The following is a 22,984-nucleotide window of genomic DNA, read 5'->3' on the forward strand; positions in this document are numbered from 1 at the left end:
TCAGATGATCCCGAAGAGGAGGCCGGCGCCGAGCACGACCAGGGAGGTCAGTGCGGCCCACTTGACGGTGAAGCGGGTGTGGTCGCCGAACTCGACCTTGGCCATGCCGACCAGCACGTAGACGGCGGGGACCAGCGGCGACGACATGTGCAGGGGCTGGCCGATCAGCGAGGCGCGGGCGATCTCGAGCGGGGAGACGCCGTGCGCGGCACCGGCCTCGGCGAGCACGGGCACGACGCCGAAGTAGAAGCCGTCGTTGGACATGAAGTACGTGAGCGGGATGCTCAGCACACCGGTGACGAGGGCCATGTGCGGTCCCATGCCGTCCGGGATCGCGCCGACCAGCCAGTCGGCCATGTGGTCGACCATGCCGGTGCCGGTCAGGACTCCGGTGAAGACGGCGGCGGCGAAGACCATGCCGGAGACGTTGAGGACGTTGTCCGCGTGGGCGGCGAGCCGGGCGCGCTGGTCGGGCATGTGGGGGAAGTTGACGGTGAGGGCGAGGGCCGCGCCGAGGAGGAAGAGGACCGGGATCGGCATCAGTTCCATGATCATCGCGGTGAGCAGGGCGACGGTGAGCCCGGCATTGAACCAGTAGAGCTTCGGCCGCAGGGTGGCGCGGTGGGGGTCGAGACCCTTGAAGCCCGCGTCCTCGGCCGCGTCGTCCGCCGCCTCGTCGTCGGGTGCCGCGCCGCCCGTACCGGCTCCGCCGCCGCTCTTGCGCAGCCGGTCACCGCCGCCGCCCGCGGCGACCAGGACGCTCTCGGTCTCCGTGACCGTGCCGGTCACCGGCGCGTCGTCCAGGGTGAGGGTGCCGAGCCGCTTGCGCTCGCGCCGGCCGAGGACGACGGCCAGCAGGATCACGGCGAGCAGCCCGACGCCGAGCGCCGGGATCATGGGGACGAAGATGTCGCCGGCGTCCAGCTTCAGGGCGGTGGCGGCGCGGGCCGTGGGGCCGCCCCAGGGCAGGGTGTTCATGACGCCGTTCGCCGTGGCGGCGATGCCGGTCATCACGACCAGGCTCATCTTCAGGCGCTTGTAGAGCGGATACATCGCCGAGACGGTGATCATGAAGGTGGTGGAGCCGTCGCCGTCCAGCGAGACGATCGCGGCGAGCACGGCCGTACCCACGACGATCCGCATCGGGTCCGCCTTGCAGAAGCGCAGGATGCCCCGGACGATCGGATCGAAGAGCCCGACGTCGATCATCACGCCGAAGTAGACGATCGCGAACATCAGCATGGCGGCGGTCGGGGCGAGGTTGCCGACGCCGTCGATGACGTAGTCACCGAGCTTCGCGCCCTGCCCCACGGCTACGCAGAACAGTGCGGGGATCAGGACCAGCGCCGCGATCGGCGACATCTTCTTCATCATGATCAGGACCAGGAAGGTCGCAATCATGGCAAAGCCGAGGATTGTCAGCATATGGATACCTATCGTTCACCCTTGAACTCCCGCCGGAGCCGGCGGTGCGGATGACGTTAGGGCGCGCCATATGGCGTTAACAAGACGTTGACATGCGAGCAATACGAGCAAAACCCCAGGTCAACGCGAGGGTGCCACCACGACGGGGATGGCGTTGAGCACGGCCGTGCCGGAGAGCGGGTCGAGCCGGGTGCCGTCGAGCAGCTGGTTGACGTTGACGCCGGGCTGCGTGGCGGCGACGGACAGCCTGGTTCCGGGCCGGTTGTGCCCCCAGCCGTGCGGAAGGCTCACCACACCGGTCCGTACGGTGTCGGTGATCTCGACGGGGGCGGTCAGCTCGCCGCCGTCCGCCGTGACCGTGGCGGGGGCGCCGTCGGTCAGCCCGAGGCGGGCCGCGTCGTCGGGGTGCACCTGGAGGGTGCAGACGTTGGAGCCGCCGGCGAGCGCGGCGACGTTGTGCAGCCAGCTGTTGTTGGACCGCAGATGGCGGCGGCCGATGAGGACGAGCGCGTCGGGGCCGGCCCGCCCGTCGAGGGCGCGGCGCAGCCTGGGCAGATCGGCGGCGATCGGCGCGGGGAACAGTTCGATGCGTCCGCTGCGGGTGGTGAGGACCTCCGGAACGCGGGGAGCGAGGGGGCCCAGGTCGATGCCGTGCGGGTGGGCGAGGAGCCGCTCCAGGCCGAGGCCGTCGGGGTCGGCGCCGAAGCCCTCGCCGTACGGGCCGAGGCGCAGCATCAGGTCGAGGCGGCGCTCCGGACCGCAGTCGCCGGTGAGCGCGGCGGCGAGTTCGGCGGGCACGCGGCCGTGCACGGGCGAGTGCGGGTCGGCGACGGCCTTGCCGAGGGCCCGGTCGATGATCATCGCGTCCACGGCCGCCGGGTCGGCGCCGTGCATCCCGGAGACGGCGAGGACGAGCCGGGCGAGAATCTCACCCTCGTCCATCCGGTCGTCGTCCAGCGGGACGGCGGGGCGCGTGAAGCGGACCTGGTTGCGCACGGCGAGGGTGTTGAACGCGAAGTCGAAGTGGGCGCTCTGCGAGGGCGGCGGCGGGGGCAGCACCACATCGGCGTGGCGCGAGGTCTCGTTGAGATACGGGTCGACGCTCACCATGAAGTCGAGCCCGCCGGCCAGCGCACGGTCGAGCCGGTCGCCGTCGGGTGCGGAGAGCACGGGGTTGGCGGCCAGGACGACCAGGGCGCGGATCCTGCCCTCCCCCGGCGCCTCGATCTCCTCGGCCAGTGCGGAGATGGGCAGTTCGCCCTTGGCCTCGGGATGTCCGGAGACCCGGCTCGCCCAGCGTCCGAGAGCGAACCCCTTGCCGGGAGCGGCCGGGCGCGGGGCGCGGGCGGTCGCGGAGAGCGGGAAGAGGGCGCCGCCGGGGCGGTCGAGGTTGCCGGTGAGGATGTTGAGCACGTCGACGAGCCAGCTGGCGAGGGTGCCGTGCTCGACGGTGCAGCTGCCGATGCGGCCGTACACGGCGGCGGTGGGGGCGGCCGCGAGCTCCCGGGCGAGGGTGCGGATCGTCGTGGCGTCCACGTCGCACGCGGCGGCCACGGCCTCGGGCGAGAAGTCCCGTACCGCTTCGGCGACTTCCTCGATCCCCTCGACGTGATCGGCGAGCACGCCGGGGTCGGTGAGCTTCTCCTCGAAGAGGACGTGCGCCATCGCGGCGAGCAGGAGTGCGTCGGTGCCGGGGCGGATGGCCACGTGCCGGTCGGCGAGGCGGGCGGTGCGGGTGCGGCGCGGGTCGACGACGGTGAGGCTGCCGCCGCGGCGGCGCAGTGCCTTGAGCTTTCCGGGGAAGTCGGGGGCGGTGCAGAGGCTGCCGTTGGACTCGAGCGGGTTGGCGCCCAGCATCAGCAGGTGGCCGGTGCGGTCGAGGTCCGGCACCGGGATGGTGTTCGGGTCGCCGAAGAGCAGCCCGCTGGAGACGTGCTTGGGCATCTGGTCCAGGGTGCTCGCGGTGAACAGGGACCGGGTCCGCAGTGCCCCGATCAGGGCGGACGGATAGAGGGCACCGGCCATGGTGTGCACATTGGGGTTGCCGAGGACGACGCCGACGGCCCGCGGTCCGTGTTCCTGTGCGATGACCGGCAGGGCGCGGGCGATCGCGTCGAACGCCTCGCTCCAACTGGCCTCCGCCAGTACGCCGTCCTTGCGGACGAGGGGCGCGCGCAGCCGGTCGGGGTCCTCGTCGAGCCCGCCGAAGGACGCGCCCTTGGGGCAGATGAAGCCCCGGCTGAACACGTCGTCCCGGTCGCCGCGCGCACCGGTGACCCTGGTCCCCTCGATCGTGAGGGTGAGTCCGCAGGTGGCCTCGCAGAGGGGGCAGATGCGCAGGGCGGTACGGGAGCTGCTGGGGTCGTGCGACATGGGCCCTCCCCGGGGCGGCGGCTGCGGTGGTGCGGACACGGCCAGGCACGGTCAAGCACGGCCGAGCATACCGACCGGTACGCATGGTGGGGAGGTGCGGGGAGAGGGAGGTTCTCCGGGATGGGCCCGGGGAGGCTCGCCGGATGGCCGGGAAGGTTCTCCGGATGGCCGGACCCGCTCAGTCCAGCACCCGCGCGAGGTAGGCCTGGAGCAGCACGCGGGTCTCGGCGACGATCGCGTCGTCGCCGGACGGATCGGTACGGAAGGCGAGTTGGAGGAGGGCGTCGGTGGCCTCCACGCAGACCAGGACGGCGCGCAGCAGGTCCTCGTCGGGGTCGCGGCCCAGATGGCCGGCGAGCAGTTCCATGAGCCGGCCCGCGACGCGCTGGTTGGCGTCGTCGGCCGGGTCCTCGTCGGGTGCGGGCGCGCCGAAGTCGATGAGCGCGAAGCCCGGGACGGCCGTCTTCATCGCCAGGTACTCGTCGAGCACGGCGTCGATGGCGTGTCGCCAGTCGCCGGCCGGGATGGTTTCCAGCCGGGCGGTGATCCGCTCGGCGTAGCTGTCCAGATTGCGGCGGGCGAGGGCGTCGGCCAGTGCGCGCTTGTTGGAGAAGAACCGGTAGACGGAGCCGATGGGCACCCCGGCGCGTACGGCCACGGCCCGGGTGGAGAGCTGCTCGTAGCCGGTCTCGTCGAGGAGTTCGGCGCAGGCGTCGAGTATCCGGGCGAGGCGCTCGGCGCTGCGCTGCTGCACCGGGGTGCGGCGGAGATTCGTGTTCGCATGGGGCACGGGTTCCATGATGCCGTGGGCCTCCTCTGCGCAGGACGGGGGTGCCGCTCCGGGCTCAGGCGATGAGCAGGGTCAGTCCGCCGACGGTGTACGCGATCATCAGGATCAGCAGCGGGAGCTGGCCGGCGACGGCGCGGCCCGGCGGGAAGAGCCGGACGGAGCGGTCGTGGGCGGCGATGACGCCGAGGACGTGTCCCAGGACGATCGCGACGACCTGGAGTACGGCGATGCCGCCCGGTCCCAGCGGCGGTTCGGGCGGTTCGGGATCCACGGCACCGAGCGCGAGCATGACGGTGCGCGGGCCTTCGGTGACGAACAGCGTGAAGTAGTGGGCGACGAGATAGCCGAGTGCGATCGGGACGAGCGAGTGCGCGAAGGCGGTGAGGGGGTGCGGCAGCCGGCCGGAGATCAGCCGGGTGGCGCCGGCGCAGAGCGCGTAGAGGGCGGCGACGAGGGCGACCGCGGCCAGGAGCCCGAGGGAGGCGGTGGCGGTGCGGCCCAGGGACGAGGTCTGGACGGTGGTGATCCAGGAGGGCGCGTCGGAGAAGCCGTCGTAGGCGGTGGAGCCGAGCATCACGCAGACGGTGGCGACGAGTCCGGGGAGCTGCGGGGTGGCGTCGAGTCCGTTGAACGGGGAGCGCAGGACGAGGCGCCGGTCGGCGGGGCGGCGGCCGAGCGGGGAGAGCCGGGCGAGGAGGCCCGAGTAGACCTCGAAGGCGTCGCCCTGCTCGAACCAGCCGGCTCCGTGGCGGGCGGCGCCGGCGAGGTTGACGGCGGCGTACAGGCCGAGGAAGAGCAGCAGGGCGGTGGGTGACGCGGGGTCGGGTGCGACGAGTTCGAGCCAGGTGAAGGCGAGGAGTCCGGCCGCCGCCGGCCACATCCCCAGGCGTACGGGCAGGGGGCGGCCTGCGGCCGGGTCGCGGCCCAGGGCGCGGCAGCCCAGGAGGTGGAGGGTGCGAAGGGGGTTGAGCAGCCGCCAGACGGGCCCGAACAGCAGGGAGGCCGGAACGAGCCCGACCCACAGGAGTACGTAGACGGCGCCGGGGGCCGGGTTGCGGTCCGGGTCGGCCGGGCCGGACAGGAGGTTGAGTACGACGAGGAGCGCGGCCGCCAGGCCGAGCACGCGGGCCGCGGTACGGGTGGAGCGGGCATCGGCCGCTCGCTGGACGGCGGTCGGCAGCGGGGTGCCCGCCCGGTCGCCGCGGAACCGTGAGGCGGACCAGAGCAGGCCGAGTGCGAGGAAGGAGACGAAGAGCGCGGCGAAGGCTCCGGCGAAGGCGTAGAAGGGCGAGAGCGGAAGGTCGTGCCGGGCGCCGATGCCGTGGGCGAGGACGCTCACGGCATCGGCTCCGGCGCGTCCGGCGGGAACGCCCGTCACCGGACGACGAGTTGGGTCAGGAGCAGTTCGGACTCATGTGTCTCGACCTCGAAGAGCCCGGTGCGGTCGGCGGTGAAGGTGAGGGTGACGGTCCGTCCCGCGGGCAGCCGCGCCTCCTTGTCGTAGCCGTGGACGTGCAGGGTGTCGGCGCGGTCGCTGGTGATCCTCAGGCGTACGGTCCGGCCCTTCTTGATCTCGGTGCGCCCGGGCGCCGGGCTGACCTTGCCGTCGCGGACGGAGATCTCCACGGTGGTGCCGGGGGTGGGCGTGGGGCTGGTCGCCGGGGCGCCCTCGGTGAGTGTGGCGGTGGCCTGGACCGGGGCCGCGTCCACGGCCCAGGCGGTGTGGTCGTCGGCGTAGAGGCGGGCGGTGAGCCGGGTGCCGCCCCCGGCGGCACGCAGGAGCGACTCCGGGAGGTGGAACCAGGTGCCGTAGACGCGGGCGAGGGAGTGGCCGTCGAGGAACAGCCGGGCGTGGCCCCGGCCCAGGAGTGCGGCGCCGCCCACGCTGTCCGGGGTGAACCGGAAGTTCCTTACCGAGAGGTGGACGTTCCAGCCGTCCTCCGAGTCCGGCCGCACGGCGAGGGTCACCCCCGGGGCGCCCTCGGCGTCGACCTGGCGCAGCCGGTGGCCGGACCCGTCGGTCGCGGTGAGGAGCCGCCCGGTGCTGCCGGTGGCCTGCTCATGACTGGTGCCGGGTTTGTGGTGGGTGGTGGCCCGCCCGCCGCAGGCGCCAGCGCCGAGCACGAGGGCGGCCGCGGCGAGCAGGGAGAGTGCGGCGCGGCGGCCGGCCCGCAGGGCCGGGGCGGCCTGGGTCCGGGGAGCGGGCCCGGCCGGGTTCGGGTGTCGTGTCACGAGGCTTCTCCGTCCGGGGCGGGGGCGGGTGACGGGGACGGACCCGGTGCGCCGTCCGGATCCGGGGCGGAGTCCGCGGCCGGGGCGGCGTCCGGCGCGGAAGCCGGAGCGGAAGCCGGAGCGGAGACCTTCATGCGGTCCGGTGCGGGGTCATCACCGTCCTCGTCCGTGGCCGCTTCCCCGTCCGGGTCCGGCGCGTCCGTCGCGCGTTCCCCGTGCCGGGCGGCGGCCACCACGGCCCACACCACCCAGACCACGCCGAGCAGCCCCCGCACCCAGGCGGGGCTGAGCGGGATCCACGGGATCATGAACACGCCCTTGTCCAGCGCGTCGAGCAGGGTCAGCCCGCCCAGCACCACCGTGGTCCAGCCCAGCACGGGCCGCTCGCGCCGCAGCACGAGCCCGATCCCCGTCCACCAGAGCCCGGTGAGCAGCAGCGCGAGGGCGGGCACATAGGTGGAGGCGAGTCCCATGGTCGACCCGGCCACGTCCAGTCCGAGGCCGATGAGGCCGAGGAGCGTGGCCGCCGTGGCGAGCCGGCTGGTGCGCAGCCTGCGCCACCACAGCACCCCGCCGACCAGCACGAGCACCGCCGCGGTGCCCAGGGCCGCCTGGAACTCGATGCGCTCGATGCCGCGCGCCCCGTACCAGTCGCAGCCGGCCGGCAGCAGGCGCGCCTGCACGTTGTAGTCGGCGCAGACCAGCAGCTGGGCCAGCTTGACGGGTTCGCCCGCCAGCCGGTCGGTGTTCCCGGTGACGGAGCCGCGTTCGGTTCCGCACGCGGGCAGGGAGCGAGGCGTGGACGCGCCCGTGTCCGACTGCCAGCAGTTGCCGTTGCCCTGGCCGTCCCACCACACGTCGGCGCCGTTCGGGCGTGACCTGCCCGCCTTGTCCGTGCCGAGGTGGTTGTTCGCGTACCGGTTGTGGTGCGAGGTGTCGGTCTGCTTGCCGAGCGCGTCCTCGCCGCGGATGAAGGCGGGGACGGCACTCAGGAAGAAGCCGGCCCGCTTCTGCCCGTAGACCCAGTTGTTCTCGTAGAGGTTCCAGTTGCCGCCCGCGGTGATGATGCCGGTGCCCGGCGGCATGGAGATCTGCGGGCAGACCACCCCGTCCTCGTAACCGCGCTCGACGGGCGGCTTGGCGCAGGTGCCGTCGGCGACGTACCGGTAGTAGTCGGCGTTGTTGTCGTGGATCAGGTTGCGCTCGAAGCGGGCGTGGTTCTGCGGCAGCCCCGGGTGGCCGGGGAAGGCGCTGTCCATCGAGGCGCCGCCCATGTTGTGGTCGAACTCGTTGTCGTGGACGTAGACGGAGTCGCCCGCGGTGCCGGAGTAGCCGACCATGTTGTGGTGGCTGCGGCAGCCGGTGATCTCGATCGAGTAGCGCGGGACCTTGTAGCCGTATCCGTCGTTGATGTCGGAGGCGCTGCCCGGATAGATGCCGGAGTCGCCGTTGCCGTACGACTCGCAGTTCTTGTACAGGCCGTGGTCGCTGGCGAAGGTCAGGAAGCCGTACTCGTCGTTCCAGCGGGTCAGGACGTCGTCGATGACGAATCCGTCCTGGGCCAGGATGTACAGCGAGTTGAAGGTGGTGCGCTGGGCGGTGAAGTTCTTGAAGTAGACGCCGTCGGAGCCGTCCGCCCGGATCGCGTTGAGCTTCTGGTACTTGGCGTCGATGACGACGTCCGTGCGCTCGGCACCGGTGCCCTCGATCTGGAGGTCCTTCTTGCCGAGGATCGCCACCAGGTTCTGGTTGTGCGGGCACTTCGCCTGCTGCTCGTAGCTCAGGATCTGGTAGCCGAGCTGCGAGTTGGAGGCCTTCAGCCGGGCACACTCCCCCTTCGGCTTCGGCAGCGAGGGCTCCTCCTCGTAGAGGCCGGGCAGGATCGCGATGTTCTGCCCCGGCCGGGTGACCGCGTCGACGGCCTGCTGGAGGTGGCGGTAGCCGGATTTACGGCACTGTTCGAAGAGCGCCAGGTTCCGGGTCCGCAGGGCGTCCGGGAAGCCGGATATCCGGCGCTCGAAGTCGGCCCGGTCGCTCTTGCAGACCAGGAGGTCGGGCTCGCCCGTGCGGTACGTGGGGACGCTGCCGGTCCCGTCGGGCAGGGTGACCGGCCGCTCCTCGTGCGCCTGGGCGGCCGGGACCGCGAGAAAGGCGGCCGCGAGCGCCGCCAGGACCACCAGAAGTCTTCGTGTCCACGACATGTGCCGGAGAGTAGAGCATTGTTCAACTTTTGGAACCCCCCTGTGCATCACGAATGCCGTTGACTCCCCCCGATCTGATTCCTACGGTTGTCCATAGGATTTCTTCGGCACCGGGAGCGCACATGAGCGGCATCGAGCAGGCGAGGAAGACGGCGGAAGGGCTTGCGTATTCCGCCGGTTTCGGAAATCAACACAGCTCGGAGGCGGTGGCGGGGGCGCTGCCGCACGGCCGCAACTCACCGCAGCGGGCCCCCCTGGGTCTCTACGCGGAACAGCTGAGCGGCTCGGCCTTCACCGAACCGCGCGTCCACAACCACCGCTCCTGGCTCTACCGGATCCGCCCCTCGGCGGCCCATCCGCCGTTCGTCCGCATCGACAACGGCAGCGTCAGGACCGCCCCCTTCACCGAGTCCGTCCCCGATCCCAACCGGCTGCGCTGGGACCCGCTCCCGGAGCCCGCCCCCGGTACGGACTTCCTGTCCGGCCTGTGGACGCTGGGCGGCAACGGCGACGCCGGGCAGCGGACCGGGATGGCCGTGCACCTCTACGCCGCCAATGCCGCCATGAAGGACCGGGTGTTCAGCGACAGCGACGGCGAACTCCTGATCGTCCCCGAGCACGGCGGACTGCTGCTGCGCACCGAACTGGGCCTGATGCGCGCCGAACCGGGCCATGTCGCGCTGATCCCGCGCGGCGTCCGCTTCCGGGTCGAACTGCTCGACGCCACGGCGCGCGGTTACGTCTGCGAGAACTACGGCCGCCCCTTCACCCTCCCCGACCTCGGCCCGATCGGTGCCAACGGCCTGGCCAACGCACGCGACTTCCTCGCCCCGGTCGCCGCCTACGAGGACGTGGAACGCCCGGTCGAGGTGATCAACAAGTACTGCGGCAACCTCTGGTCGGCGACGTACGGCCACTCGCCGCTCGATGTGGTCGCCTGGCACGGCAACCACACCCCGTACGTCTACGACCTGCACCGTTTCAATGTCATCGGCTCGATCAGCTACGACCACCCGGACCCGTCGATCTTCACGGTGCTGACCTCGCCCTCGGACACCCCCGGTCTGGCCGGGGTCGACTTCGTGGTGTTCGCGCCGCGCTGGCTGGTGGGCGAGGACACCTTCCGTCCGCCGTACTTCCACCGCAATGTGATGAGTGAGTACATGGGCCTGATCGAGGGCGCGTACGACGCGAAGACGGCCGGCAAGGGGGGATTCGTACCCGGCGGCGGCTCGCTGCACAACATGATGTCGGCGCACGGCCCGGACCGGGAGACCTTCGAGCGGGCGAGCGCCGCGGAGCTCAGGCCGCAGAAGATCGACGACGGCCTTGCCTTCATGTTCGAGACCCGCTGGCCCGTCACGGCGACCGCGCAGGCGTCGACGGCCGGCCATCTTCAGCACGGTTACGACGACGTGTGGCAGGGTCTGACCCGCAACTTCCGGCCGTAACGGACCCGAGCCGCAGCAACGACGAATGTGCAGGTGACCCAGGTGCCGCAGCCCCCTCTGAAGCCCCCCGCGCCCCAGGGGGCCGCCTTCGCGCCCGACTCACTGGTCCTGAACCGCAAGCTGCCGCTGTGGTACCAGGTCTCGCAGTCGCTGCGGGCCTCGATACTGGGCCGCACGGCGGACGCCACCCTGCGCCTGCCGACGGAGGAACAGCTCGCCGCGCACTACGGCGTCAGCGTCCTCACCATGCGCCAGGCGCTCAAGGAGCTGGAGACGGAGGGGCTGATCAGCCGTCACCGGCGGCGCGGCACCTTCATCGAGCCGCGCGCCCGCCGGGTGTCGCCGGTCCGGCTGCTCGGTTCGATCGACGCGATCGTCGCCCAGCAGTCGGGCGAGCGGACCACCCTGCTCGACCACGGGCCGTCCCCCGTGCCGGGCGATGTCGCGGAGTACTTCCCCGACTGCCCGGGGGTCGTCGGCTACCGGCGGCTGCGGTGCGACGAGGAGACCGGCGAGCCGACCAACTGGGCACAGAACTGGCTCCGTCCGGAGATCGCGGCCGATCTCGACCCCGCGGATCTGGACCGCTGGCCGATGACCAAGGTGCTGCGCGACCGCGTCGGTGTCCCCATCGCCCGGATCACCGACACGGTCGAGGCCCGGCTCGCCGACCCCGTCACCGCCGAACTCCTCCTGGTCCCGCTGCTCAGCCCGATCCTGTACTACACGGGCGTCACGTACGACGAGAGCGGCCGGGTGGCCGATGTCGCGCAGATCCGCTACCGGGGCGACCGGTTCTCGTTCTCGGTCACGGTGGAGGCGCACTGAGACACCGTCCGCGCAGGCACCCTGCCGGGCCCCGGGGCCACGCCGTTACGATGCCGGGGAAGGCGGCAGACGTGGCGACGGGGAGGACGACACGGTGGCAGCTCCGGCAGCGGCCGGCTCCGGCGAGGGCCCGCGCGGCCCGCTCCTCGACGACCTCATGCCCTGGTCCGTACGGCCGCTCAGGACCGGACGCCCCTGGGTGACCGCCCCGGACGCGGCGTCGCTCCGGGCCCGCTGGGAGCGGCTGGTACGGGCCCCGGGCGACGAGCGGGAGCAGCTGTTCGAAGCCACCCGTGCCCGCACCCCGTGGACCGCGGTGGCGGCCCTGCCCGGTCAGTCCGCCGGAACCGGCCGGTTCGCCCGAGAGCCGGGCCCGTGCCCGGAGCCGGTACGGATCCTGCACGGGCCGTTCGACGAGCAGTGGCTGCTCCCCGACCACCGGCTGATCGACGTGGCCCGGCCCGAACTGTGGCGGGTCGCCGACGGCCATCAGCTCTTCGTCGTCGAGCACGGCCGGGTGCCCCAGGACACCGGCCCGGCCCTCTCCGTGACGGCTCTCCTTCCCGACGGCCACTCCCCCGCGGGCCGGCCCGGCCGGATCCGTCCGCTGTACCGGCGCCCCGGCGGCGCCGAACCCAATCTCGCCCCGGGGCTGCTCAGCCTGGTGCGCGCCCGCCACGGGGACACGGTCACCGAGACGTCCGTGCTGGCCTGGATCCTCGCGGCGGCCCGCCCCTCCCCGGCCGGGTGCGTGGTGCCGCTGCCCACGGACAGCGCGCGCTGGTCGGCGGGCGTGGAGCTGGGCCGGGAGCTGCTGCGGCTCCAGCTGCGCGGGGCCCGCGGCCGGGAGCGCCCCCGGCTGCCGGGCGGGCGCCGCCCGTATGTGCGGGCCGCAGTGCCGCCCGCCCCGTCGGAGCTGTCGTACGACGCCGGGGAGCAGGTGCTGTGCCTCGGCTCGGGCCGCATCTCGCCGGTGCCCGCGGGGGCGTGGGAGTTCCGGGTGAGCGGCGTACGGATGCTGGAGCTCTGGTTCGGGCGCCGCACGGCGGTGTCCGGGGCCGGCGGCCTGGAGGCCGTACGCCCCCGCGCCTGGCCGCAGGAGTGGACGTCGGAGCTGCTGGAGCTGATCGCGCTGCTCGCCCTGCTCGCCGAACTGCGGCCCCGGCAGGACGAGCTGGCGGACGGCCCGGGGATCGGCGAGCGGGAGCTGCGGGCGGCGGGCGTGCTGCCGGTGGCGGCGGCCGCCCGGCGGCCCGCCTCCGTGCTCGATCACCAGGAGGAGGGGCCGGACGGCCAGTTCGCGCTGCTGTGACCGGGAGGGGCCGGTCCCGCCCTACGGCCGGCCGAACGAGTCCAGCACCCGGGCGAGCGCCCGTTCGAACACCGCGTCCAGATCGATCGGCCCGGGGTCCTCGGCGAATCCGGCCGCCATCCGCGGATACTTCCCGGTCATGATCTGGCTGATCAGATACCCGGTGCGGGCGGCCTGCTCCTGCTCCTCGGACCAGGGCAGCGACCGGCTGCGCTCCGCCGTGGCGATCTCGTTGGCGGTGTAGGTGGTGACCACGCCGTTGAGCATGGCGATGAGTTCCATCTTCTCGCCGAACCGCACGTCGGCCCCGTCCAGACAGCTCAGCGCGTACTCCAGGTAGCGCAGGACGTTCGGGCTGAACCCGTACACCGGTGACATCAGCCGGGGCACCCAGGTGTGGCGGTGCATCATCGCCCGGGCCTGGTGGGCGAGGGCGAGGAGATCGGCGCGCCAGTCACCGGACGGGTCCGGGTAGTCGTACCCGGCGCTGACCGCGTCGAGCATCAGCTCGTACAGGTCCTCCTTGCGGGGCACGTAGTTGTACAGCGACATCGTGCCGCAGCCGAGCTCCGCGGCCACCTTGCGCATCGACACCGCGTCGAGCCCCTCCGCGTCCGCGATGCGCACGGCGGCCGCCGCGATGTCCGCACGGCTGAACGCGGGCTTGGGACCACGCCCCGCACGCTCGGGGCGCGCCCAGATCACTTCGGGTACAGCGGGTCGCCCCACCATTGATCATCACCTCGACCACCATGGTAGTTACGTACACCGTACGTAGTGCGGTACGGTTACGGCATGCCAACTACGTACGCTGTACTTAGTGAAGGTCTGGAGAAGCGCTATGGCGACGTCCATGCGCTGCGCGGTCTCGATCTGGCCGTCGCCGAAGGCACCGTCTGCGGAGTGCTGGGGCCCAACGGCGCCGGCAAGACCACCGCCGTCCGCGTTCTCACCACACTGACCGCACCCGACGGCGGCAGCGCCCGCATCGCGGGGCACGACCTGGTGCGGGAGGCCGGCGCCGTACGGGCGGCGATCGGCGTCACGGGGCAGAGCGCCTCCGTCGACGGCGAGCTGTCCGGCCGGCAGAACCTGCGGCTGTTCGCCCGGCTGCTCAAGTACCGGCGCGAGGCCGCACGCACCCGGGCCGAGGACCTCCTCGAACGCTTCGAGCTGACCGGCGCGGCGGACCGGCCGGCCCGCACCTACTCGGGCGGGATGCGCCGGCGCCTGGATCTCGCCGCAAGCCTGCTGGCCCGCCCGCAGGTGCTGTTCCTGGACGAGCCGACCACCGGGCTCGACCCGCACAGCCGCAACCAGATCTGGGCGGCGGTACGGGAGCTGGCGGGCCGCGGCACCACCGTCCTGCTCACCACGCAGTATCTGGAGGAGGCCGATCAGCTGGCCGACGACATCGTGCTCGTCGACAGCGGCCGGGCCGCCCACAGCGGCAGCCCCGCCGAACTCAAGGCCCGGATCGGCAGTTACGCGGAGGTCGTCGTCGCGCACGCCTCGGCGCTCGCCCCCGCCGCCGCGGTACTGGACCGGCTGACGGGCGTCGAGCCGGTGCTGGACCACGAGCTCCGCACGGTGGGAGCCGTCGCCACCGACCCCTCACTGACCCTGCCGCGGATCGTCCGCGAGCTCGACGCGGCGGGTGCGGCGGTGATCGACGCGAGCCTGCGTCCGCCCACGCTCGACGAGGTCTTCCTCCGCCTGACCGGCCGCGGCACACCCCTCAAGGAGACGACGGCATGAGCACCGACGCACTCGTGACAGAACCACGGACGGCGTACGCGGCAAGGAGCGCGAGCACCCCGGTCGCGGACGGCCTGGCCGTGCTCGGCCGCCATCTGCAGCGGATCAAGGCGGCCCCGGGCGTACTGATCCTGACCCAGACCATGCCGATCACCATGCTGCTGTTCTTCGGATACGTCTTCGGCAGCGCCCTGGCCGTACCCGGCCAGGAGTACCGCGCCTTCCTGGTGCCGGGGCTGCTGGCGGCGACCGCGGCGAACGGCATCATGACCGGGATGTTCCAGTCCGCGCAGGACTGCCACCGGGGCGTGACGGACCGGCTGCGCACCCTGCCGATGAGCCGGTCCGCCGTACCGTTCGGGCAGACCGCGGCCGATCTGCTGACGACGGCCGTCGGCATGGTCCCGCTGATCCTGGCCGGGCTCGCCGTGGGCTGGCGGATCGAGGGCGGCCCGGGCGCCGCCCTGGGCGCGTTCGGACTGCTGCTGCTGTTCCGGTTCGCCACCGCGTGGGTGGGCTGCTGGCTGGGACTGCTGATCCGGAACGAGGAGGCGGCCGGACAGCTGGGCAGCGCCACGTTCATCCTGCCGCTGCTCTCCAGCGCGTACATCCCGACGGACAATCTGCCGGGCCGGCTGCGCACGCTCGCGGAGTGGAACCCGATCAGCGCCGCCGCCGCGGCCACCCGCGACCTCTTCGGCAATGCCGCACCGGCTGCCGACGCCGCCTGGCCGGTCGCCCACCCCGTGGCCGGAACCCTGCTCTGGTCAGCCGTGCTGCTCGCGGTCGCCGTACCGCTGTCCGTGCGCCGCTACTCGCGCGGCGACGCATAGGGGCGCACGGATGGGGGCCGCTCAGCCGCGCAGGGTGGCCGGCCGGTCCAGGGAGCCCAGCAGGGAGATGAAACTCGACTCCAGGAAGGCCCCGAGCTCATCGAGCGCGTCCGGCTCATCGAGGGGCCAGCCGGTGACGGCCTCCTCGGCGAAGGCCATCCAGGCCCGCGCGGCGACGGGCAGCCGCGGCGAGTCCGGCATCCCGAGCCGCCGCTGCCCCTCCTCGACCCGGCGGGCCAGTGTGCTGCGGGTCGACTCGACGATGTCCTCGACGGCGGGGTGACTGCCGGCGGCGCCGCGGACCAGGGCGAGGTAGACCTTGCGGTGCTCGGTGACGTACGCCGCGAATCCGGCGATGAACGACCGCAGCCAGGGAACGGGTTCCAGAGTGAAATCCGGTTCCGTGGCTGCGGCGAAGTCGTCGCACTCCTGCTGCACCACGGAACGGTAGAAGTCGCGCTTGGAATCGAAGTAGTGGAAGAGCAGCCCCCGGGAGATGCCGGCGCGGCGCGCCACATCATCGGTGGAGAGCTCGTCCAGCGAGCGATCGACGAGCATGTCCACGCCAATAGCGACCAACTGCGCCCTTCGTTCGTCGGGGCTCAGGCGTGCGGCTCGCTTCTCGGGCATGCGGACAGTGTAGAAGTAGTTCGAAGCCGAATTACTTGGGCACCCATTTCAGCGCGAATCCTCCTGCCGCCACCGCCGCACCCCGGACCTCGTGCGGACATGGCGACGCGCCCCTGCCCGCTCCGGGGATGACGGAAGAGCGAGCAGCGGCGCGATGCCGGGACCGGGGCCGTCGAGTCAGCGGCGGCTGCCGAAGAGCGAGCGTCGCAGCCGCCGCAGCGGCGCGAAGAGCGAGACCCGCGCACTCTTGCTGCGGCGGGTATGTGCGGCGTCACGCGAGGTGAGCTCACGCATCAGCAGCGTCGCCTCGGCGGACTCCCGCTGCGGGACGGCGGGGCCGCCCAGCACCGCGAGATGACGGTCGAGGCGCGAACTCGTCGCACTGCTCCCGCATGTAATGGCAGGCACTCGCGGCCTGCTGCGCACCGATATCTGTTCCATGTCACTCCCCACCCGTACGAGGGCACCCGGCCCGGGCAGGTTAACCCTATCCCCCCGCGACGACACTCGTGTATCCCGGGCGCAGGATTGAGCACACATATACGGAGGTTGACGACCGGTCTGCGAATCCGCCCGATTCCAGGGCGAGTTGGACAGACCACCGGAGGACGGGCACGCCCCGGGAATCCGGGAACGGTCCACCGGAAAGAGGCCCCGGCCTGCGGGACCTCCCCCTCGGTGAAGAGCCCGCCGGGGTGACGGACGGTGTGCGCCCGGTCAGGCGAGCGAGTTGAGGACGGGCAGATATCCACCGGACTGCCCGGCGGCGAAGGGGTGGTACGACTCACCGATGTTGAGCCAGTTGAGACTGTGCAGCCAGGCACTTCCCGAGCAGATCTCGTGCCCGGTGAACTGTCCGGCCACGTCACCGAAGGTGAAACCGTAGTCGGCCGCGCGCTTGGCGGTGGCCGCGTTGAGGTAGTCGGAGGCGCTGTTGATGGCGGTGCGCACCTTGTCGCTCAGGCCGACGACACAGCTGCCGCCGATCTTGTAGAAGCGCGGGTAGCCGAGCACGACGACATGGGCGGACGGCGCCTTGGCCCTGATCGCCGAGTACACCGAGTTCAGGTTGCCGGGCAGTGTGGTGTCCACATAGCTCCGGGCGGTGGCGATCCGGTTGAGGCAGGTGGCCTCCGACTGGAGGACACAGGTCGTCATGACATCGGCGAATCCCGCGTCATTGCCGCCGATGGAGATCGAGACGAGGTCGGTCGAGGCGGTGAGCGGTCCGAGCTGATTGGCGGTCACATCGCCGGTACGCGCCCCCGAGCAGGCGGTGAAGGCGAACGAGGCGGGCGCATGGGCGGACGCCCAGAGCGAGGGGTAGGCCAGGGTACTGCGCTTGCAGTCACCACTGGAGCCGATGTAGCTGCCGGAGCCGACACCCGAGGAGTACGAGTCACCGAGGGCGACATAGTCGACGGCCTGAACGGACGAGGCGGCGTTCGCGGTGGCCGCCCCGGTAAGGGCGATGACAGCGCCGAGCAGGAGCGAGGACGAGAACGCCACGAGTCTGGACAATTTCATGGAACCTCCCTGGGACCGACCGGCAGGATCTCTGCCACGTCCGTGGTAGCAGCAGCGAAGGCCTTTTCGGAAGTGTCCATGCCAAGTCCATCGGATGAGCTTTTCCCCGGAGCCTCAGGGAATGGCGCGGCGGGAAGGTGTCGAAACCTGGGTGCGCGGGGGGTCCCCGTGCCGGATCATGTGCGCCATGTCCGCCAACCCCGAGTCCGCGCTGCCGATCCGGCTCACCGTCGACGACAGCGACTCCCCGTCCGACGTCGTCGACGCGCTGTTCCTCGGCCGCTTCGCGACGGGCGAGCAGCCGTACTCGCACAGCTCCTCCCTCGACCGGGTCAGGACGGGAGCCACGCTGCTTCCGCCCACCGCGAAGGTGCTGCGCGCCGCCCGGGACGACGACCGCAGCGCCACGCTCGCCGAGGGCGAGGGCTGGACCCTGCTCATCTCGCGGTGGAACCGGGGCGCCGACGTCACCGTCACCGCGACCAGCCCCGAACTGGCCCGGGCGGTGCTCAAGGAGGCCACGGACGGCGCCCAGGACGAACCGGAGCCCCAGCCCGAGAACGTGACGATGGGCTTCTGGTACGTCTCACCGCGCCGCGGCCCGTACCGCACGACCCGTCAGATCGCGGCCGGTACGTGGGACGAGGTGCGCGCCAACTACACCGCACCGGTGGCCGATGCCATGGACCGGCTGATGAAGGTCACCCCGGACGACATCGCGGGCCGGCTGCTCCTGCTGCACGGACCGCCCGGCACCGGCAAGACCTCCGCCCTGCGGACGCTGGCCCGGTCCTGGCGGGACTGGTGCCAGGTCGACTGCGTACTCGACCCCGAGCGGCTCTTCAACGACGTCGGCTATCTGATGGACATCGCGATCGGCGAGGACGACGGCAGCGCGAAGGGCCGCTGGCGGCTGCTGCTCCTGGAGGACTGCGACGAGCTGATCCGCGGCGAGGCCAAGCACACGGCCGGCCAGGCACTGTCCCGGCTGCTGAACCTCACGGACGGACTGCTGGGCCAGGGCCGCAACGTACTGGTCGGGGTGACGACCAACGAGGACCTGGAGCGCCTGCACCCGGCGGTCGTCAGGCCCGGCCGCTGCCTGGCCCGGATCGAGGTGGGCCCGCTGACCCGCAAGGAGTCGGTGGCCTGGCTGGGTACGGAGGAGGGGCTGGGCCGGGATGTGACCCGCGAGGGGACGACCCTGGCGGAGCTGTACGCGCTGCGCCGCGGCACGGGCCCCGCATCGGTGCCCAAGCAGGACTCGGGGGCGGACGCGGGGCTGTACCTCTGAGGGCTGCCTGGTGCACGCCCTTCAAGCCGGTCCGGTACATGCCTTCAAGCCCGTCCGGGTATTTCTTCAACCCCGCCCGGAAATTCCTTCAACCCCGTCCGGACATGCCTTCAAGCCCGTCCGGACATGCCTTCAAGCCCGTCCGGACATGCCTTCAAGCCCGTCCGGGCATGCCTTCAAGCCCGTCCGGCGATTGAGGACAGAACGGCCCGCCGGGCGCCCGGCGATCGAGGAGAAACGGCCCGCCGGGCGGCCCGCCCGCCTACGCGGGCCCGGGTCTCACCCCGCGTACACCGCCCGCACCGCGTCCTGTGCCAGCTCCAGCGCCCGCGCCCGGGACATGCCCAGCCGCCGGGCCTGCTCCGCGTACTCCCGCGCCGCGGACGCCGCGTTGCGTTCGGCCGCGTCGCCCGCGGCGGCGACGAACGTGCCGTTGCGCCCCCGCGTCTCGATCACCCCGTCCGCCTCCAGCGCCCGGTACGCCTTGGCGACGGTGTTGGCGGCGAGGCCCAGTTCCTCGGCGAAGCCGCGTACGGTCGGGAGCCGGTAGCCGACCGGCAGCGCCCCCGAGCGAGCCAGTTCGGAGATCTGCGTGCGCAGTTGCTCGTACGGGGCGGTGCCGGAATCCGGGTCAACAGCGATCTTCAGAGTCACGGCCGCATTCTCCCCCACTCACCGCGAAAATTCGGGGGCGCCCGGACAGACCCTGCGGGTACGGTCCGGCGCATGACTGTCATCGTGCGCGACTTCCGGCCCGCCGACGCCGAGGACTGGGTGCGGGTACGACGCGCCGCCCTCCCGTTCATGGTCACGACCCCCGAGCGGGTGGTCTTCGACCTGGCCACGGCCCATCCGGACAAGCGGTACCGGATGCTGGTCGCGGAGGAGGACGGCGAGGTCATCGGGACGGCCCAGATGGGCCTGGCCCATGAAAGCCCCGAGCCGGGGCAGGCGTTCTGCAATCCGTACATCCATCCGGAACGGACCGGCCGGGGCGCGGGCACGCTGCTGCTGCGCACGGCGGAGGAGTATCTGGCGCTGGCCGGGGCGACCTCGGTCTACGCCTGGGTGCTGGACACCCCCGGCGACCTGGCGTTCGCCGGGAAGCACGGCTATGCGCCGAGCCGGCCGGCCCACTTCTTCCATCTCGATCTGGCGCACTGCACGCTGCCGCTCCGTCAGGAGCTCCCTGCCGCTGTCGAGCTGCGCACCGGCGCCGACTTCGCCGACGACCCGCGCCCGCTCTTCGAGGCGGACGCCGAGACCACCGAGGACGAGCCCAGCGACACACCGGCCCAACTGGCGGACTACGAGGACTGGCTCTCCGGGACCTGGCGCAACCCCTGCCTCGACCACCACCTCACCTCGGTCGTCGTCGCCGACGGCGAGGTGGCGGCGTTCAGCGCTGCGGAGACCGACGGTGTGAGCCGCTACTGGTCGGGGATGACCGGCACCCGGCGGGCCCATCGCAACCGCGGGCTGGCGAAGCTCGCGAAGAACGACTCGCTGCACCGGGCGCGCGCCGCCGGGTACACCGACGCGTACACCGGCAATGACGCCGACAACGGTCCGATGCTGGCGATCAACCGCTGGTTCGGCTACGAACTCTGTGCCACGGAGGTGCGCCATGTCCGCAGGACCGGCTGATGCCGGACTGACCGTCGTCCTGGTCAAGGCCGGCAGGACCAAGATCCGGTATCCCGCCGCCCTGGTGGCCGACAACGGCACCCGGGTGACGGTCCGGGCCCCCTGGGCCGCCCCCGGGGTCCGTGACTTCGGCTTCGTCCGGTTCGAGCCGGGCGACGTGTTCACCGAGCACTACTGGCGCGATGCCTGGTTCGCGGTGAAGGAGGTCCGCACGGGTGCGGGTGAACTCAAGGGCTGGTACTGCGATGTGACCCGCCCGGCCGTGCTGCGGGACGGCGAGCTGCTCGTCGAGGACCTGGATCTGGACCTGTGGGTGTCGGCGGACCGCTCCGGCGTACTGCGCCTGGACGAGGACGAGTTCGAGGAGAGCGGCCTGGCCGGACGGGATCCGGAGGCGGCGAGGGCCGCCATGGCGGCCCTGGACGAGCTGGAGCGGCTCGCGCGTACGGAGGAGGGGTTCGCCGGGCTGCTGGGCTGATGTCCGCACGGCCGGGCCTCACCACTCGACGGGGCGCGCCCCACCGGCATGGAACCCGCCGACCGGCAGCGGGACGGCCCGGCGCGTCCCGTCGGGTTCGAACGCGACGGTGTCGCCGTCCTCGTGCCAGTGGATCAGGAAGCGCTCCCCCGCCCGGTAGCCGTCCAGTCCGGCGCGGCAGTACGCGACCATGTCGTGCGGGAGCCCGTCCAGCGGGTACCACTCCAGCTCGGAGCACTTGTCCGGCTCGCGGTTGTACGGCGGCCGGGCCGGATCGTACGCGGCCTCGAAGAACCAGCCGGTCCTGGGACTGCCGCCCGGGCCCCGGTGCTGCATGACGAGGGCCATGCGCAGTTCCCCGGGGGCGAGTTCGACGCCGATCTCCTCGGCGGTTTCGCGGATCACCGCCTCGCGGACGTCCTCGCCGTCCTCCACATGGCCGGACGGGGCGTGCAGCAGACCGTCCGCGTACCCGGTGCCGGCCCGGCGGGCGAGCAGGACATCGGGGCCGCGGCGCAGGATCAGGTGCACATCGACGACCTCGGTGTGACGGCGCGGCGGTGCGGCGTGCGCGACCAGAACATAGCGCTCGTCGTCGACCTCCTTGCCCCAGAGGTCACGGTCGCCGGAGAGCCGCTCATGGTGGATGCGCTCGGTGAACGGGGCCAGCAGCGCGGTGAGCCGGCCGGCGGACAGACCCACCCCGTTCCACACGCCCTCGACCAGCACCAGTCTTCCGCCGGGCCGCAGCAGGCCGGCCCAGTGGCGCAGGACCGCTGCCGGGTCGGGCAGCAGCCACACCACGTGCCGGGCCAGGATCACGTCGAAGCGCTGCTCGCCGACGGGCGGCGCGGCGGCGTCCCCTGTCAGCACCTCGGTCCCCGTGCCGGCCAGCTTGGCGCGTGCCTGCTCCAGCATCTGCGGCGAGCTGTCGACCGCGGTGACGTGGTGCCCCTGCTGCGCCACGAGCAGCGCCAGGCTTCCCGTGCCGCAGCCCAGGTCGAGGACCTCGCTACGCCCCCGGGGCAGCCAGCTCTCCATCCGCTGCGCCCAGGCGCGGCGGACCACCGGGTCGAGCAGGCCGTGGTCCGGCTCCTCGTCGAAGGAGCCGGCGGCGGAGTCCCAGTCGGTCGTCGTCATGAACCGATCGTGCCAGCCGCCACTGACAACGGGACCGGCATCCGTCCGCCGCCCGGCACGGATGCCGGGCGGCGGACGGCGGGCGGCGGACGGCGGACGGCGGACGGCGGACGGCGGACGGCGGACGGTCACTGTCCGGGAGCTGTCCTCCTAGCCGATGGCCGAGGCGCAGGTCGTCGGGGTGGCGTGCGCCGGGTCCAGGGCGTTGGCCACCTCGTGGTAGGCGACCTTGTCGATGGTCCCGATCGCCACGTGTTCGGACAGGTCGACCGGGCACAGGTCCTGGAGCAGGACGTTGTGCACGTCCGGCCCGTCCAGGAACTGTGTCCGGTACGGGGTCACGACCTCGTCGTACCTGGTCGCGATGACGGTGTAGTGCACGCCGGGCACGGTGTCGGGGACCGAGTTGAGCTTGGTGACGAAGGGCGATCCGGCCACCTGGTCGGCGAGTCCCGGCGTACCGGCGTTGAGCAGGTACTCGGCGCCGGGGAAGTACGGCAGCAGCTCGGTCAGGCCGAGGAGCGTGGTGCCGTGGTTGTCGGGTGCGATCCCGACCAGCGCGTTCACCTTGGCCGCTCCGCCGAGGAACTTCAGGTAGTAGTTCGGCATCATGCCGCCCTGGGAGTGGCCGACGAGGTCGGCCTTGGGGGCCCCGGTGGAGGCGAGCACCTTGTCGACGAAGGCGGCGAGCTGTCCGGCCGACTTGTCGATCGGGCCGAGGCCGTTGAACAACGGCACCCCGGGAAGCTGCCCGTAGTCGAGCGAGTAGACGCAGTAGCCCCGGTTGACCAGGTAGGGGGCGAGGACGAGCCAGTTGTCGACCGAGTTCCCGAAGGTTCCGTGGACCAGGACGACAGGACGCGGGTGGGCGGCGGAGGGCTTGCAGGAGTAGTCGTTCCAGCCACGTGAGGTGGCTGTCGCGGCGGTGGGGGTGGCTGCAGCGGCAGTGGCCGTGGGGGTGGCGACTGCGGCAACGGCGAGGAGCAGTGCGGCGAGGGCAGTCCGCGCACGTGGGGTGCGCGGCGCACGGTTCCAGGGCAGCATCGTGTGGTCTCCTTGCGGCTC

20 protein-coding genes and 1 pseudogene are annotated in these 22,984 nt (G+C 72.0%); 8 read left to right on the forward strand and 13 right to left on the reverse strand.

The features are described 5' to 3' along the window. The 6 genes from OG782_RS07315 to OG782_RS07340 form a co-directional block, all read right to left on the reverse strand. Complete coding sequence (locus OG782_RS07315) at positions 1–1,425, reverse strand: CitMHS family transporter (protein WP_406448581.1); 1,425 nt, start codon at positions 1,423–1,425, stop codon at positions 1–3. Between the two features lie 120 nt (positions 1,426–1,545). Continuing rightward, positions 1,546–3,798, reverse strand: coding sequence for a molybdopterin-dependent oxidoreductase (locus tag OG782_RS07320; protein ID WP_406448582.1), 2,253 nt, complete (start codon positions 3,796–3,798; stop codon positions 1,546–1,548). A gap of 178 nt (positions 3,799–3,976) precedes the next feature. Then, positions 3,977–4,597, reverse strand: coding sequence for a TetR family transcriptional regulator (locus OG782_RS07325; protein WP_406448583.1), 621 nt, complete (start codon positions 4,595–4,597; stop codon positions 3,977–3,979). Between the two features lie 46 nt (positions 4,598–4,643). Further along, complete coding sequence (locus OG782_RS07330) at positions 4,644–5,966, reverse strand: hypothetical protein (protein ID WP_406448584.1); 1,323 nt, start codon at positions 5,964–5,966, stop codon at positions 4,644–4,646. Next, positions 5,963–6,763, reverse strand: a complete 801-nt coding sequence (locus OG782_RS07335; RefSeq protein ID WP_406458899.1) for a hypothetical protein — start codon at positions 6,761–6,763, stop codon at positions 5,963–5,965. Before OG782_RS07335 ends, OG782_RS07330 begins: the two co-directional genes overlap by 4 nt. A 53-nt stretch (positions 6,764–6,816) precedes the next feature. Beyond that, positions 6,817–9,021, reverse strand: a complete 2,205-nt coding sequence (locus OG782_RS07340) for a right-handed parallel beta-helix repeat-containing protein (protein ID WP_406448585.1) — start codon at positions 9,019–9,021, stop codon at positions 6,817–6,819. A gap of 122 nt (positions 9,022–9,143) precedes the next feature. Here OG782_RS07340 and hmgA point away from each other — a divergent pair, with 122 nt between their 5' ends. The 3 genes from hmgA to OG782_RS07355 all read left to right on the forward strand — a co-directional run bounded on the left by hmgA (position 9,144) and on the right by OG782_RS07355 (position 12,612). Continuing rightward, on the forward strand, positions 9,144–10,472 hold the full coding sequence (gene hmgA, locus OG782_RS07345; RefSeq protein WP_406448586.1) for a homogentisate 1,2-dioxygenase: 1,329 nt from the start codon (positions 9,144–9,146) through the stop codon (positions 10,470–10,472). Between the two features lie 42 nt (positions 10,473–10,514). Beyond that, positions 10,515–11,300 carry a GntR family transcriptional regulator gene (locus tag OG782_RS07350; protein WP_406448587.1) on the forward strand — a complete coding sequence of 262 codons (786 nt, stop codon included), beginning with the start codon at positions 10,515–10,517 and terminating at the stop codon, positions 11,298–11,300. 94 nt (positions 11,301–11,394) lie between these two features. Next, entirely contained in the window at positions 11,395–12,612 is a 1,218-nt protein-coding gene (locus OG782_RS07355) for a type ISP restriction/modification enzyme (protein WP_406448588.1), read from the forward strand. Between the two features lie 21 nt (positions 12,613–12,633). Here the strand turns inward: OG782_RS07355 and OG782_RS07360 are convergent, their stop codons facing one another. Continuing rightward, positions 12,634–13,344 carry a TetR/AcrR family transcriptional regulator C-terminal domain-containing protein gene (locus tag OG782_RS07360; RefSeq protein ID WP_406448589.1) on the reverse strand — a complete coding sequence of 237 codons (711 nt, stop codon included), beginning with the start codon at positions 13,342–13,344 and terminating at the stop codon, positions 12,634–12,636. Between the two features lie 63 nt (positions 13,345–13,407). Here OG782_RS07360 and OG782_RS07365 point away from each other — a divergent pair, with 63 nt between their 5' ends. Next, positions 13,408–14,370 (forward strand): ATP-binding cassette domain-containing protein, encoded by a 963-nt coding sequence (locus OG782_RS07365; protein ID WP_406448590.1) that lies wholly within the window; start codon positions 13,408–13,410, stop codon positions 14,368–14,370. After that, positions 14,367–15,203: an ABC transporter permease gene (locus OG782_RS07370; RefSeq protein ID WP_406448591.1), complete on the forward strand. Its 837-nt coding sequence runs from the start codon at positions 14,367–14,369 to the stop codon at positions 15,201–15,203. The genes OG782_RS07365 and OG782_RS07370 overlap by 4 nt, the downstream gene beginning before the upstream one ends. A gap of 21 nt (positions 15,204–15,224) precedes the next feature. Here OG782_RS07370 and OG782_RS07375 read toward each other — a convergent pair whose 3' ends face one another. The 3 genes from OG782_RS07375 to OG782_RS07385 all read right to left on the reverse strand — a co-directional run bounded on the left by OG782_RS07375 (position 15,225) and on the right by OG782_RS07385 (position 17,360). After that, complete coding sequence (locus OG782_RS07375) at positions 15,225–15,833, reverse strand: TetR/AcrR family transcriptional regulator (protein ID WP_406448592.1); 609 nt, start codon at positions 15,831–15,833, stop codon at positions 15,225–15,227. Positions 15,834–16,010: 177 nt separating this feature from the next. Further along, the gene (locus OG782_RS07380; protein WP_406448593.1) at positions 16,011–16,274 is read right to left on the reverse strand and encodes a hypothetical protein; all 264 of its coding nucleotides are present in this window, start codon (positions 16,272–16,274) and stop codon (positions 16,011–16,013) included. 276 nt (positions 16,275–16,550) lie between these two features. Continuing rightward, entirely contained in the window at positions 16,551–17,360 is an 810-nt protein-coding gene (locus OG782_RS07385) for an SGNH/GDSL hydrolase family protein (RefSeq protein ID WP_406448594.1), read from the reverse strand. Positions 17,361–17,481: 121 nt separating this feature from the next. Here OG782_RS07385 and OG782_RS07390 point away from each other — a divergent pair, with 121 nt between their 5' ends. Continuing rightward, complete coding sequence (locus tag OG782_RS07390; RefSeq protein WP_406448595.1) at positions 17,482–18,654, forward strand: DUF5925 domain-containing protein; 1,173 nt, start codon at positions 17,482–17,484, stop codon at positions 18,652–18,654. Between the two features lie 279 nt (positions 18,655–18,933). Here OG782_RS07390 and OG782_RS07395 read toward each other — a convergent pair whose 3' ends face one another. Continuing rightward, complete coding sequence (locus tag OG782_RS07395; RefSeq protein ID WP_266777055.1) at positions 18,934–19,308, reverse strand: GntR family transcriptional regulator; 375 nt, start codon at positions 19,306–19,308, stop codon at positions 18,934–18,936. 72 nt (positions 19,309–19,380) lie between these two features. On the opposite strand from OG782_RS07395, the gene OG782_RS07400 reads away from it, so the two are divergent. Both OG782_RS07400 and OG782_RS07405 read left to right on the forward strand, forming a co-directional pair. Continuing rightward, on the forward strand, positions 19,381–20,301 hold the full coding sequence (locus tag OG782_RS07400; protein ID WP_406448596.1) for a GNAT family N-acetyltransferase: 921 nt from the start codon (positions 19,381–19,383) through the stop codon (positions 20,299–20,301). Continuing rightward, positions 20,282–20,779 (forward strand): DUF402 domain-containing protein, encoded by a 498-nt coding sequence (locus OG782_RS07405; protein ID WP_406448597.1) that lies wholly within the window; start codon positions 20,282–20,284, stop codon positions 20,777–20,779. The genes OG782_RS07400 and OG782_RS07405 overlap by 20 nt, the downstream gene beginning before the upstream one ends. Positions 20,780–20,803: 24 nt before the next feature. Here the strand turns inward: OG782_RS07405 and OG782_RS07410 are convergent. Together OG782_RS07410 and OG782_RS07415 are read right to left on the reverse strand one after the other, a co-directional pair. Next, a pseudogene (locus OG782_RS07410) lies at positions 20,804–21,919 on the reverse strand (methyltransferase domain-containing protein); the annotation flags it as partial. A 150-nt stretch (positions 21,920–22,069) separates the two neighbouring features. Continuing rightward, positions 22,070–22,963, reverse strand: a complete 894-nt coding sequence (locus OG782_RS07415) for an esterase/lipase family protein (RefSeq protein WP_406448598.1) — start codon at positions 22,961–22,963, stop codon at positions 22,070–22,072. Positions 22,964–22,984: the final 21 nt, after the last annotated feature.

Source organism: Streptomyces sp. NBC_00876 (assembly GCF_045207435.1).
Lineage (GTDB): Bacteria > Actinomycetota > Actinomycetes > Streptomycetales > Streptomycetaceae > Streptomyces.